The sequence below is a fragment of the Mycolicibacterium elephantis DSM 44368 genome (genome assembly GCF_004014805.1).
Taxonomy (GTDB): Bacteria; Actinomycetota; Actinomycetes; order Mycobacteriales; family Mycobacteriaceae; genus Mycobacterium; species Mycobacterium elephantis.
The window spans coordinates 52682-66032 of the sequence record NZ_ATDN01000045.1 but is presented as its reverse complement, the minus strand read 5'-3'; the positions used below and the strand labels follow the sequence as shown (position 1 = coordinate 66032).

The 13351-nt window shown below is 66.7% G+C and carries 12 protein-coding genes; 4 read left to right on the top strand and 8 right to left on the bottom strand.

Annotated features, from left to right (window positions below; all coding sequences use genetic code 11):
- Positions 1–64: 64 nt before the first annotated feature.
- Positions 65–1852 (bottom strand): acyl-CoA dehydrogenase, encoded by a 1788-nt coding sequence (locus MELE44368_RS21945; RefSeq protein ID WP_128110532.1) that lies wholly within the window; start codon positions 1850–1852, stop codon positions 65–67.
- 401 nt (positions 1853–2253) lie between these two features.
- Here MELE44368_RS21945 and MELE44368_RS21940 point away from each other — a divergent pair, with 401 nt between their 5' ends.
- Positions 2254–2826, top strand: a complete 573-nt coding sequence (locus MELE44368_RS21940; protein ID WP_128110449.1) for a TetR/AcrR family transcriptional regulator — start codon at positions 2254–2256, stop codon at positions 2824–2826.
- On the opposite strand, the gene MELE44368_RS21935 is transcribed toward MELE44368_RS21940, so the two are convergent.
- The 5 genes from MELE44368_RS21935 to MELE44368_RS21910 all read right to left on the bottom strand — a co-directional run bounded on the left by MELE44368_RS21935 (position 2823) and on the right by MELE44368_RS21910 (position 6683).
- On the bottom strand, positions 2823–3344 hold the full coding sequence (locus tag MELE44368_RS21935; protein ID WP_128110448.1) for a dihydrofolate reductase family protein: 522 nt from the start codon (positions 3342–3344) through the stop codon (positions 2823–2825). The two genes, MELE44368_RS21940 and MELE44368_RS21935, sit on opposite strands and share 4 nt — an antisense overlap.
- A 1-nt stretch (position 3345) precedes the next feature.
- The gene (locus MELE44368_RS21930; RefSeq protein WP_128110447.1) at positions 3346–4269 is read right to left on the bottom strand and encodes a helix-turn-helix domain-containing protein; all 924 of its coding nucleotides are present in this window, start codon (positions 4267–4269) and stop codon (positions 3346–3348) included.
- A 144-nt stretch (positions 4270–4413) separates the two neighbouring features.
- A complete protein-coding gene (locus MELE44368_RS21925) occupies positions 4414–5259 on the bottom strand; it encodes an arylamine N-acetyltransferase family protein (RefSeq protein ID WP_128110446.1) in 846 nt (281 codons plus the stop codon).
- A 280-nt stretch (positions 5260–5539) separates the two neighbouring features.
- On the bottom strand, positions 5540–5863 hold the full coding sequence (locus MELE44368_RS21915) for a DUF8129 domain-containing protein (protein ID WP_064927613.1): 324 nt from the start codon (positions 5861–5863) through the stop codon (positions 5540–5542).
- Between the two features lie 37 nt (positions 5864–5900).
- Positions 5901–6683 (bottom strand): crotonase/enoyl-CoA hydratase family protein, encoded by a 783-nt coding sequence (locus MELE44368_RS21910; protein ID WP_128110445.1) that lies wholly within the window; start codon positions 6681–6683, stop codon positions 5901–5903.
- 97 nt (positions 6684–6780) lie between these two features.
- Here MELE44368_RS21910 and MELE44368_RS21905 point away from each other — a divergent pair, with 97 nt between their 5' ends.
- The 3 genes from MELE44368_RS21905 to MELE44368_RS21895 are packed head-to-tail and all read left to right on the top strand — an operon-like array spanning position 6781 to position 10484.
- The gene (locus MELE44368_RS21905; RefSeq protein WP_128110444.1) at positions 6781–7596 is read left to right on the top strand and encodes a lysophospholipid acyltransferase family protein; all 816 of its coding nucleotides are present in this window, start codon (positions 6781–6783) and stop codon (positions 7594–7596) included.
- Positions 7597–7603: 7 nt separating this feature from the next.
- On the top strand, positions 7604–9223 hold the full coding sequence (gene fadD12 / locus MELE44368_RS21900; protein WP_128110443.1) for an acyl-CoA ligase FadD12: 1620 nt from the start codon (positions 7604–7606) through the stop codon (positions 9221–9223).
- A complete protein-coding gene (locus MELE44368_RS21895; protein WP_128110442.1) occupies positions 9216–10484 on the top strand; it encodes an alpha/beta hydrolase in 1269 nt (422 codons plus the stop codon). Before fadD12 ends, MELE44368_RS21895 begins: the two co-directional genes overlap by 8 nt.
- A gap of 72 nt (positions 10485–10556) precedes the next feature.
- Here the strand turns inward: MELE44368_RS21895 and MELE44368_RS21890 are convergent, their stop codons facing one another.
- Positions 10557–11966 carry a WS/DGAT/MGAT family O-acyltransferase gene (locus MELE44368_RS21890; protein WP_128110441.1) on the bottom strand — a complete coding sequence of 470 codons (1410 nt, stop codon included), beginning with the start codon at positions 11964–11966 and terminating at the stop codon, positions 10557–10559.
- A 30-nt stretch (positions 11967–11996) separates the two neighbouring features.
- Positions 11997–13220: an alpha/beta hydrolase gene (locus MELE44368_RS21885; RefSeq protein ID WP_128110440.1), complete on the bottom strand. Its 1224-nt coding sequence runs from the start codon at positions 13218–13220 to the stop codon at positions 11997–11999.
- Between the last annotated feature and the right edge of the window lie 131 nt (positions 13221–13351).

The window sequence follows — 13351 nt, the reverse complement described above, 5'->3', positions numbered from 1 at the left end:
GCGAGCAGACGTGAAAACCCCTCTTTTGCACCGAAATTAGGGGATTTCGCGTCTGCTCGCTGAGTCAGAAGGCTTCTTCGCGCAGGCTCATCACAGCGAGGTCGATACCCTCGATGACGCGGCGCTCGGCGGACAGCCGCGGTAGCACGTTCTTGGCGAAAAAGACTGCCGCCGCGATCTTTCCGCGGTAGAACGCGCGGTCGTCGTCGCTTGGATCGTCGTCGAGGGCGGTCAGCGCGATCTCGGCCTGACGAAGTAGGAGCCAGCCGACCAGCAGGTCACCCAGGGCCAACAGGAACGGCACCGAGCCCAACCCGACGCGATACGCCTCCCGGGGCTCCTCGGACGACCTCGCGAAGTATGCCGTCAGGCTCGCGACCATGGCCTGCACGTCGGCGAGCGCCGTCGCGAGCAGTCGACGCCCCTGCGTGAGTTCAGGCCGGGCGGACGGACTTTCGAGGAACGAGACGATCTGGGCGGTGAGGTGACCAAGCGCCCCGCCGTCGTCGCGGATGATCTTGCGGAAGAACAGATCCTGCGCCTGGATGGCGGTGGTGCCCTCGTAGAGCGAGTCGATCTTGGCGTCGCGGATGTACTGCTCGATCGGTTGATCCTGCAGATAGCCTGCGGTGCCCAGCAGCTGCAGCGACTCCGACAGACACTGGAAGGACCGCTCCGATCCCATCCCCTTCACGACGGGAAGCAACAAGTCGTTGACGCGCTGCGCCATGGTCGCGTCGGCGCCGGAAACCACTGCGGCCGAAGCGGCGTCCTGATGCGCACCGGTGTACAGGTACAGCGCCCGCATCCCCTCCGCGAAGGACTTCTGCGTCATCAGCGACCGCCGGACCTCGGCGTCATCGAGACCACCCGGTTGGGCCTTCGCGTACGCCAACGCGTTCAGGTAGCCGGTGGACAGCGTGGCGATCGCCTTGGCGCCCACCGCCATCCGGGCGTATTCCATGATCTTGAACATCTGCGCGATGCCTTTGTGCACGTCACCGACCAGCCAGCCCACCGCCGGCGTCCCGTGCTGGCCGAAGGTCAGCTCGCACGTCGCCGACGCGGTCAGGCCCATCTTGTGCTCCAGACCCGTCACGAACACCCCGTTTCTCGGGCCCGGTGCCCCTGACTCGGGATCGGGCAGGTACTTCGGCACGAAGAACAGGCTCAGCCCCTTGGTGCCCGGGCCCGCTCCCACCGGGCGCGCCAGCACCAGATGCGCGATGTTCTCGAACAGGTCGTCGCAGTCACCCGAGGTGATGAACCGCTTCACGCCCTCGAGATGCCAGGTGCCGTCGGGCTGAGGCACGGCTTTCGTGCGACCCGAGCCGACATCTGAACCCGCATCGGGTTCGGTGAGCACCATCGTGGCGGCCCAGTCGCGGTCGACCGCGAGTTTGGCCCAACGCCGTTGCTGCTCATTGCCCTCGCTGTGCAGAACCGACATCATCGACGGACCGCCCAGGTAGAAGAAGGCGGCAGGCTGACCGCCCACGAGGAACTCGTTGACGGCCCATCGCACCGTTGCCGGCGCGCGGATGCCTCCGATGCCCTCCGGTAGTCCCAGGCGCAGCCAGGGCCCACGTTGCCATGCCCGGACAGCCTCCTTGAACGACGCCGGCAACGCCACCGAATGCGTGGCGGGATCGAACGTCGGTGGGTGACGGTCACCGTCGGCGAACGCCTCAGCCAACGGCCCTTCCGCCTCCCGAGCCGCGTCATGCAGCAAGGCGCGGACGTCATCGGCGGCCAAGTCGCCGAGCTCGCGGCTGGCCAGCACCTTCTCGAGCTCCAGAACCTCGAAGAGGTTGAACTCGAGATCGCGAACATTGCTCTTGTAGTGGCCCATGACCAGCGCCTTCCCCGTCGGACCTAGCTGAGCGTAGCCCCAATACCGGATTATGAGATCACCCATAATCTGGGATTGGGGCGCTTGAGCCCCTTCTCCGATGAACTGCGGGTTTGCTGTCACGGGAATACCGAAATTGCGATTGTGTGTTGCGCGTTTTATGCTATTCAGCATAGAAATGGAGGGCGCCCGATGTGGATCGTTGAGGTCAACTTCGCCGGCCGTCGGTTCACGTATCGTGTGCCTGATCGCCGTCGGGCAATCTTTCGCTTCGGCACCCGCGGCTTCGGCTGGCGTCCGTCGCCGATGCGGGGGACGCCGGCAACCTGACCGCCCTGGAGGTACCGCTGTCTGCCACCTCGACCAAGAGCCGGAAACCTCGCGGTTCGACGCGGACGAACATGCTCGTCAGCGCCGCCGAGGTGCTGCGTGAGCGCGGGGTCGCAGGCGTCACGATCGACGAGGTGCTGGCCCGCAGCGGTGCGCCGCGCGGTTCGGTCTACTACCACTTCCCCGGTGGCCGAAACCAGATCCTGACCGAAGCGCTGCAGTACGCCGGTGACGCGATCACCGAGGTGATGGATGACGCGGCCACCAACGGCGGGATGTACCTGGTCCGGCAATTCGTCGAGTTCTGGGAACAGCTGCTCGTCAAAAGTGACTTCACCGCCGGCTGTCCGGTCGCCGCCGCGGCGGTCGGGTCCGTCGATGACGAACCGCAGCTGACCTCGATCGCGGGCGGAATCTTCACCCATTGGCGCGACGCGCTGACCCGCGCATTCGTGTCGGACGGGTTCGACGAGGCCGAAGCGGCCTCGCTGTCGATCATGTGCATCGCCTCGCTGGAGGGCGCGGTGGTGCTCTGCCGGTCCACACGCAGCGTCGATCCGCTGCAAGACGTCGCGCGGCAGGTCGAATTCCTGATCAAGTCAAGGGAATTCATCCGCCGCCACGGTGTTCCGGACGACCGCTAGGCCTTGTGCCACCGCGCGCACACGAAGTCCCTGTTGACCGCGGACTCGGACAGCACCCACTCCGACCGGATCGGCAGCACACGTGAGCCGCCGCCGAGCGAACACGGCGCGTAGCTGACGATCATCTCGTCGATCAGACCTTCCGCGACGAACTGCGCGGCAACATTGCCGCCGCCCACCACCCACACGTCCTTGCCGTCGGCGGCGGACACCAGCGTCGGGTGTAACTCGGTGACGCCGCCGTGGTACGTCTGCACCGGATGGCCGTCGACCACAATGTGGGGACGGCTGGTCAGCACCCAGCTCGGCTGCTGGTACATCCATTGACCTGGTTGGTTTTTCACGATCCACTCGTAGGTGGCCGATCCCATCACGATTGCGCCGATGGATTTGATGAAGGTGTCGTAGTTGAACGGCCCGGCCTGGTCGATGTCGCGCGAGGTCAGCCAGTCCAGGCTGTCGGACTCATCGACGATGTAGCCGTCCAGGCTGGACGCGGTGTAGTACACGGTCGCCACGTCAGTTGCCTCTCATCCATTCGAGCGGATCGCCGCGGTGGGTGCTCACGCCGTGGCGTGCCAGCATCTGGCGTGCCAGTTCGCGTCGGTGCACGGAGTAGGTGAGCACATGCGCGACGATGCCGTACAGCTGGAAGGACTCCGGCGGATCACAGAGCGCGTCGATGATGGTGTCGCCCAGCCTGCCCTCGGCGGTGTACTCCGAAACCATGTCCGTCCAACGCTTTCCGATTTCCTCATGGTGGGCCGCTAGTTCCTCCGGTGTGGTTGCGTCCGGTTGTGTCGGTGTGCGATCGGGGAAGTCGCGGCCATCGATCGTGGCCAGCCAGACCTGCTTGGTCCACACGATGGTGCCGAGGACTGCGCCGACGCTGGGCTCCGGACCGTCCCAGTCGAGGACGACCTGTCCCGGTGAAATCGGTTCTCTCCATTGGCTGTTGGACAGCTGGGTGGCCTGGTTGATCAGGTACGTGGTGTCGGCGACGTCGTGCGCCACCATCAGTTGAGAGATGTCGGGCTCCTTGGTGTTCCCGTCGCCGTCCAGCCACAGTGAGTGGGGCGGATGGAAATGCAGGCCGTTGGGCGCGGGGATGCGGAACGGTAGTTCGGTCGCGCGTGACGGCGGCACACCGAAAGTGCGCCGGAAGGCGCGTGAGAACACTTCCGCCGAGGACCACCCTTCGTCGGCGGCGACGGCCGAGACGGTTTCGCCGCGGTGCAACCGCCACGCCGCCCGCTCGAGCATGATGCGTCGCCGCAGCGCCGCAGGCGACTCCCCCGTCAGCCGGCGCACCTCGCGGGAGAAGTGGAATTCGGACGAGTAGCTGCTGCGCGCCATGTCGCCGACCTCGATGTTGTCGTCGTCGACGACCGCGTCGAGGAGTTCGCGCAGCCGGTCCCTACGTGATCCGTCGCCCACGGTCATCGAGTATGGCCGTGCGCGCGCCGCGACGACATGACAATTCTTGCTGTCTGCGCTCCCGCCGAGATTGACGAAATGGTGGGATTTACTCGCACAAATCCGCCGAAATGTCCCTTTGGGCGCGCGGGGTGATGGGCGCGGGGGTGGTCAGGTGTCGAGGACTTCGCTGATGCGTGCCTCGATGTCAGTGCTGTCGCCGAGGTTCGTCACATCGATGCCGAAGCGGTCGGTCAATGCGTTCATCACGCCGGCGGCGTCCTCGAAGCGGATTCGTTCGGTGCCGTCGGCGTTGTGGACGGCGAGGTTGCGGCCGCGCAGGTTGTAACGGGCTTCGTCGGTGACGAGTGCGGCGGTCAGGCCTTTGACGAAGCCGGACTCGGGATGCGTCGACACATACCAACTTGCGACTTCACGGTCGATCAGCGGCTGGGGGCGGGTGCCGAACATGTAGAGCGGGCGCCACTCGTCGCGGATCTGCGACTCGAGCATGTAGCCGTCGCCGTGCTCGCGCAGCCGGTAGGGCTCGTGGCGGGTCTGCTGCACCAGCCCGGGTTCCAACCGGATCGGTGAGGACAGTGTCTGCCCGCCGAAGCCGACGTCGACCAGCCAGCGCCCGTCGTCCCCGGGAACCCTGACCGACAGCGTCTCGTGGGTTTGCGCGGGCAGCTCGTCGGAGTCGCGCATCCACACCACCCGGCCGCCGAGGCGCTCCACCCCGTACCCGAGCTCCGTGAGCACGTACCCCATCAAGCCGTTCTGTTCGAAGCAGTACCCGCCGCGGCGGCGCTGCACGAGCTTGGCGCTGAGGGCTGCCGCACTCAGATCGGCGACCGGTCTGCCCATCAGCGGATCGAGGTTTTCGAACGGGATGGCGGCGAGGTGCGCGGAAACCAGCGCGCACAGCGTGTCGACAGTCGCCTCGGTCGAGCCCGTGTACCCGATCCGGTTGAAGTAGGCAGCGAGATCGAGCCCGGGGCTTGCGTCGACAGTCATGACCACATCCTGCGACCCCAACGGCTGTTGAGGTCAAGCTCGAGTTCCACGGCGCCAATACTGTCAGTGGGCGAACACCGAATCCCTCTGCCGTCCGCAAGGTCGGATTATGAGTTTTGGAGCCATGTCGGCCCGCACCGTCGGCGAACCGCTGTGCACCTGCCTGCAAGTCGGATGCCGAACGCGACAGACTGACGAACTCGAATTCCATGGCCTCGGCCTCGCTCCGGGCCTGGCCGGAGAAATACCCACGGCGCCCGCTGCACGGCAGGCCCCGGCCCTACGGCCGTCCGCGCGTCGGGGTCTGCGAGGCAACTCCGTGACGCAACGGCGTTCCGGGCTCGGCCGCGGTCGACTCCTGGACCGGTGAGCCACCCGCGGTGCCGCTGACGCCAGGCGCATTGCCCGGATCGCCGCCGGACGGCTCGGCGCCGTGGGTCAGCTCCCGAAGCCGGGCGTTCAACAGCTCGAGCACCGGGATGCGATTGCCGTGCGCGGTTTCATGATCGAACAACAGCCGCAGCTGCGGTTCGTCCAACGCGCGGATGCGGTGGCGCAACTCGGTGAGAGGTAACTGGTCATAATCCGTCAGCGGAAGTTCCATGCCCCTCGGTTGCCCGCCGCAGCGCAACGGAAAACCGTCAGGTGCCGGTCCACTTCGGTGGCCGCTTCTCGGCGAACGCGATCGCGCCCTCCTTGGCGTCGTTGGACGCGAATACGGGCCCGAGGATCTCCATCTGCTTGCGCCACATCTCGTCGGGGCTCCAGCTGCGCGACTCCACGATGATCCGCTTGGTCGCCGCGACCGCCAATGGTCCGTTGGCGGTGATCTTCTCGGCCAGCGCGATCGCCGCCTCCAGCGCCTGCCCGGGTTCGGCGAGCGCGTTCACCAAACCGAGTTCGTGCGCACGCACCGCGGGCAGGTTGTCTCCCGTCAGCGCCAGCTCCATCGCGATCGCGTACGGAATGCGCTGCGGCAGCCGCAGCAGTCCGCCGCCGCCTGCGACCAGGCCTCGCTTGACCTCCGGAATGCCGAACGCCGACTCCTTCGACGCCACGATGAGGTCGGTGGCCAACGCCAGCTCGGTGCCACCTGCCAACGCGTAGCCCTCCACCGCCGCGATCAGCGGCTTGACCGGGGGCCGCTCGGTGAAGCCCATGCCTCGGCCCTCCACCACCACGTTCTCCCCGCGGGCGAAAGCCTTGAGGTCCATCCCGGCGCTGAACGAGCCGCCTGCACCCGTCAGCACCGCCACCGACAAGCCGGAATCGTCGTCGAGGCGGTCCATCGCGGCGGCCAGGCCACGGCTGACCTCGGCGTTCACTGCGTTCTTCGCCTCGGGCCGGTTGATCGTGATAATCAGGATCCGGTCACGCTGCTCGACCAGTACTGCTTCTTTGGTTCCACTGGTTTCGTCGCTCACGCGGTGATCGTATCGGCCGCGGAGCTCGTCATCCCGGCGCACCGGGGGGCCAGGCTAAACTAGAACACGTTTCAGTTTTTCATTCGAAGGGGGCCACATGGCCGCGACCGAGACCAGGACCAGGCCGTCGGAGCTTGCCAAGTGGGACCCCGGCCTGACCCAACGGGTCATGAACCTCACCCGGCCGTTCCTCAAGCGCTACTTCCGCTCGGAGGTGCGCGGCCTGGACAACATCCCCAGCGGTGGTGCGCTGGTGGTCAGCAACCACTCCGGCGGGCTGTTTCCGATGGACGTGCCGATCCTGGCGGCCGACTTCTACGACCGTCACGGCTACCACCGGCCGCTGTACACCTTGAGCCACGACATGTTGATGGCCGGGCCGACAGGCGACTTCTTCCGGAGCATCGGCTACATCAGGGCCAACCGTGAAAACGCCGACGCCGCACTGCGTTCGGGCGGGCTCGTCGTGGTGTTTCCCGGCGGTGACTACGACGTGTACCGACCGACGTTCTCGGAGAACGTGATCGACTTCGGTGGCCGCACCGGCTACGTGAAGGCGGCGCTGAACGCGGGCGTGCCGATCGTGCCGACGGTGGGCATCGGCGGTCAGGAGACCCAGATCTTCCTTTCCAGGGGCACGTGGTTGGCCGAGCGTCTCGGACCGATTGCGCGTCTGGCCCGCACGAAGATCGTGCCGATCTCGTTCGGCTTCCCGTTCGGGCTGTCCCTGGTGATTCCGCCCAACATCCCGCTACCGTCCAAGATCGTCATGCAGGTGCTGCCGCCGATCGACATCGAGGCCGAGTTCGGCGCGGACCCCGATATCGACGAGGTCGACGCCCATGTGCGTCGGGTGATGCAGCGCGCGCTGGACGAACTGGCCGCAGAACGCCGGCTTCCGGTGCTGGGCTGATACGACGATGGCGATAGTCGACCGACTCACCGACACGCTGGGCCTGATCGCGAGCATGCGCCGGGCCCGGCTGATCGCGCCGTTGCGGCCCGACAAGTACCTGCGCATCGCCGCCGCGATGCAACGCGAAAACATGGGCATCACTTCGGGATTCGCCAGCGCCGCACAGCGCTGCCCGGACCGGCCCGGGCTCGTCGACGAACTCGGCACCCTGACATGGCGCGAAATCGACGAGCGCGCCGACGCCCTCGCCGCCGGCCTGCAGGCCGAGGCGGACCCGAAGGTCATCGGCATCATGGCGCGCAACCACCGCGGCTTCGTCGAGTCGTTGATCGCAGCGAACCGGATCAGCGCCGACGTGCTGCTGCTCAACACCTCGTTCGCCGGTCCCGCGCTGGCCGAGGTGGTGGACCGCGAACACGTCGACGCGATCATCTACGACGAGGAGTTCACCACCACCGTCGACCGGGCTCTGAGCGGCCGGCCGGACACGACCCGCATCGTGGCGTGGTCCGACAACCCCGTCGAGGGCCTCACCGTCGAGGGCATCGTCAACGCCCACGCCGGGCGTCACCCGAGACGACACGGCACCAAGAGCAAAGTCATCCTGTTGACGTCCGGGACCACCGGAACACCCAAGGGCGCCAAGCATTCCGGCGGCGGCCCCGAAGTTCTCAAGGCGATCCTGGACCGTACACCCTGGCGCGCCGAGGAGCCCGTCGTCATCGTGGCGCCCATGTTCCACGCCTGGGGGTTCTCCCAGTTGGCGTTCGCCGCGTCGATGGCCTGCGCGATCATCACCCGGCGCAAGTTCGACCCCGAAGCCACGCTCGAGCTGATCGATAGGCACCGGGCGACGGGGCTGTGTGTGGTTCCGGTGATGTTCGACCGCATCATGGAACTGCCCGACGAGGTCCGGGCCCGCTACAGCGGCCGCTCGCTGCGTTTTGCCGCTGCGTCGGGCTCCCGGATGCGACCCGACGTCGTGATCGCCTTCATGGACCAGTTCGGTGACGTCATCTACAACAACTACAACGCCACCGAGGCCGGCATGATCGCCACCGCGACACCCCAGGACCTGCGCGCCGCACCCGACACCGCGGGTCGGCCCGCCGAGGGCACCGACATCCGCATCCTGGACGGCGAGCTGCGTGAGCTGCCCGCGGGCGAGGTCGGAGGCATCTACGTGCGCAATTCGACCCAGTTCGACGGTTATACGTCGGGTGCCACCAAGGATTTCCACGACGGTTTCATGGCGTCGGGTGACGTCGGTTATCTCGACGACGCGGGCCGGCTGTTCGTCGTCGGCCGTGATGACGAGATGATCGTCTCCGGTGGTGAGAACGTCTATCCGATCGAGGTGGAGAAGACGCTCAGCGCGCACCCCGACGTGGCCGAAGCCGCGGTGCTCGGCGTGGACGACGAGCAGTTCGGGCAGCGGCTGGCCGCGTTCGTGGTTTTGAATCCGGATGCGGCGGCTACTCCGGACTCACTGAAGCAGCACGTCCGGGATAACCTGGCGAATTACAAAGTGCCCCGAGAGATCACGATCTTGACCGAACTTCCCCGCAACAGCACAGGAAAGATCGTGCGCCGCGACCTGCAAGCTCTCGTCGACCGTGGCTAGGCGTCGCTATCCGCTGCTGCACGCGGTCGCCGAGCTCGTCAACGCCGCCAACGGCGTGCGCCCCCTTGGCCGCGAGGGCTACATCACGTTGCCGGTGTTCGCGTTCGGCTGGCCCACCACGGAGGCGGCGCCCCTGTATCTGGCCGGCTCGATCCTGGACGCGGCACGACGCGGCATTCGCGGCGACTTCCGCGGCGCGAAGGGCCGAATCGCGTTGGTGCTCACGGCGATCGCCTGGTCACTGCTCGGCCTGATCATGTACCGCAACGCGACGTCCCGGCCCTACTTCGAAGAGCCGCTGCGCGAGACGCTGGGCGAGGACTACGAGACGATCGCGGCGCAGTCACAGCCTGCGCGGCGGCCGCGCGCCCTCATCGGCGTACCGCCGAACGAGTTGATCCGACGGCGCTACGTGGAGCGGGCCGGCACGGTGCAGTACGGCCCGCATGCCAGGGTGAACCGCGCCGACATCTGGCGACGCGCCGACCTGCCCCGCGACGGCAAGGCGCCGGTGCTGCTGCAGGTGCCCGGCGGCGCATGGTCGATCGGTATGCGACGTCCGCAGGCCTACCCACTGCTGAGCTACCTCGCCGAACGCGGGTGGGTGTGCGTGTCGATCGACTACCGGGTGAGCCCGCGCCACACCTGGCCGGACCACATCGTCGACGTCAAGCGCGCACTGGCCTGGATCAAGGCGAACATCGCCGATTATGGCGGTGACCCGGACTTCGTGGCGATCACCGGCGGTTCGGCGGGCGGGCATCTGTCGTCGCTGGCGGCGCTCACCTTCGACGATCCGCAGTGGCAACCGGGTTTCGAGCACGTCGACACCTCGGTCGTGGCGGCGGTGCCGATCTACGGCCGCTACGACTGGGTGTCCGCGCGCGGCCCGGGACGACGCGAGTTCATCGTGTTCCTGCAGAAGTTCGTGGTGAAGAAGCGCATCACCGAGCACAAACAGGTCTACGTCGACGCATCGTCCATCCGGCGGGTACGTCCCGATGCGCCACCGTTTTTCATCCTGCACGGCCGGGACGACTCGATCATCCCCGTGCAGGAGGGTCGCGATTTCGCCGAGGCCATGCGCAGCGTCTCGACCTCCACCGTCGTCTACGCCGAGATCCCCCACGCCCAGCACGCGTTCGACTTCTACGGCTCGCCGCGCGCGCACTACACCGCGCAGGCGGTCGAGACGTTCCTGTCCTGGGTGCACGCCAAACACACAGCATCCCCGCGCCGAGCAGACGCTAAAACCCCCTGAAACCCCGAATTTTGGGGGTGTTCGCGTCTGCTCGCGGAAAGACAATCACGCCACCGTCGGCCGAGCCGACAATCAAACCATCGCGGACTCGACGACCGTCAGCTCCTCGGGAAGCCCTGCCGCGCGCCGGATCTCGACGAAGTCGTCGATCATCGCGTCGCTGAGTTCATGCGCGTCGGACAACGTGGCGCCGTCGGACAGCACCGAGATGTTGAGCTGGTCGACGTAGCTCCACACCGTGATGTTCAGACCGCTTCCGGTCGTCAGGGGTCCGACGGAGTAGATCTCGGTCACCAGCGCGCCGCCGACCCGGCCGTGCTCGCGCGGGCCGGGCACATTCGAGATCGGGATGTTGAGAACCTTGTTCTGGCCGTCCTTTTCGGCCAGCCAGTGAAACAGCCGCTCGGCGGGCGCGGGTGGGAAATAGGCCGACCATCTGCTGACGAGCTCGGGGCCGAGCAGGTGGTGAGTCTCCTTGGCGCTCACCGCGGCGTCGTGCACGGCCTGAACCCGCTCGAGCGGGTCGGCGAGCTGGATCGGCACCGTCATCATCACGCCGGTGAACCGGTTACCCGAGATGCGCTCGGGTGAGAAGTCGAAACTGACTGGCACCGAGGCCAACAGCGGATGATCGGCGTGCCCGTCGTACTTCAGCGAGAGCCGGCGCAGCCCGCCCGCCGAGATGGCCAGCACCATGTCGTTGATCGTGACGCCGAGGTGCTTGCTGATCTCCTTGACATCCGCCAGCGACAGCGTGGCGGTCGCGAACCGGCGCTGCGCGTCGACGCGGTGATTCATGAACGACGGCGGCGGCGTGAACGGCCGCGTCAGCTCCGGCGACAACTTGTAGGTGCTCTTGCGTACCCGGCGCAAACCCTGTGCGGTGTAACGCATCACCCCGGGCAGCCGCCCGATCTGACGCATGTGGTCCCCGAACGCGGTGCGCACCAGTTCCGCGCGCGACGGTGCCGGATCGGTCGCGTAGGAATCCCGGTCCGGTCCAGCCTGCAGGTCCATCCCCCGCGCCAGCAGGTTGGCCGACGCCACACCGTCGGCGAGGGCGTGGTGAATCTTGCCGAGCACCGCGATCCGGCCGTTGGCCAGTCCTTCGATGAAGTACATCTCCCACAACGGTTTACTGCGATCCAACGGGGTGCTGGCGATCTCGCCGACAGCGTTGTCGAGTTCGCGCCGGCCGCCGGGGCCGGCCACCCGGCAGGGGCGCACGTGGTACTCGAGGTCGACCTCGCAGTTCTCCCGCCACATCGGGTGGTGGAACTTGAACGGGATGTCGAGGAGCTCGTAGCGGAACGGGTCGAGCTTGTAGAGCCGGCCATGGATGACCTTGCGGAAGTCCTCGATTCCGAACGCGCGGCCCTTGAGTTCGGAAAGGTCGATGACGGCCAACTTGAGGGTGTGCATGTGTACCGCCGGCGTCTCGCTGTACAGCAGTACCGCGTCCCAGCCGCTCAGCCTCTTCAAGAGCCACCCCCTTTCCGGAGCAGCGACACCCTAGATGACTTCTTTGGCACCGATCAGTGACCGGTTTCGGTGGATGTGGTTGAGGAACAACGAGATCGCGGTGGCCGTCGCGCCTGTCCTCGCCCCGTCGGTCATGTCGAACCCGTGGCCCGCCCCCGGCAGTTCCAGATAGCTCACGGGTGACCGTGACACCGCACGGAGCCGCTCGGCGAACGCGCGGGCCTGCGCCACTGGGATCACCGTGTCGCCGGTCCCGTGGATCAGCAGAAACGGCGGCGCGTCGGGATGCACCCGCGCGATCGGTGACGCCTGACGGAAGATCTCGGGATGCTTGGTGATCTTGCGCTTGACGACCACGCGCTCCAGGAAGTCGACGAACCGCGCCCGCTCGGCCGTCGAACGGTCCTCCCAGTCGTAGCGGCCGTAGATGCCGACCACGGCGTCCACCGACGTGTCGGACCCCTCGGGCAGCTCGTCCTGCATCTCGGCGTCGTTGGCGGTCAGGCCGGCAAGCGCCGAGAGGTGCCCGCCCGCCGAGGTGCCCGCGATGGTCACGAAGTCGCGGTCGCCGCCGAACTTGTCGACGTTGGCGCGCGCCCACGCGATCGCGGTCTTCACGTCGAGGATGTGCGCCGGCCAGCGATGGTGCGGCGCGACCCGGTAGTCGATGGACAGGCACACCCAGCCGTTCTCGGCCAGATGCGACATCAACGCATAGCCCTGCAGCATCCGGCTGCCGTGCACCCACGCGCCGCCCGGCACGAAGATTATCACCGGCACCGGCTCGGTCGGCAGCTCTTTGGGGCGCCACACATCGAGCAACTGCGACGGCCTCGGCCCGTACCGCACCGAGGTCCGGTAGACGCTGCGACGCTGTTCGAGCAGGTTCCACAGCGGCGGCATCCGCTGCGGCGCCGGCCAGTCGATGTCGAGGTCCTTGGCGTTGACGATGTCACGCAACGCGGCCATGGTGACCGCCGTCGTGCTTTCGCGCTCCGAACGCCTCAGCTCCGCGTTGCCCGGGCTGAACCACGACTTGGCCGTCGCACCGAGGAAGTCCGGCAGATGACGTGACCCCCACACTCCCATCGCGGTGGCGGCCCCAAGCGGCTCAAGTTGTTTCCCGATGACAGGCAGCGAGGCCGACGCGACGCTCATCGCGAGCAGGTAGTCCGACGGTCCGGCGTTGAGCAACCACCTGGCACGTGTCCACATCGTCGCTCCGGGATACCGGGTCTCCGGCCGTACCGCCATTGCGGAACTGTACCCCGCAGCCCCATCCGTAAACGGCGACATGACGAACATGCCGACCGCCCGGTTCTGTCACAATCGGGTGTGACCCGCATCACGCATACGCTGAGCTGCGCAATAGCGTTAGCGTTACT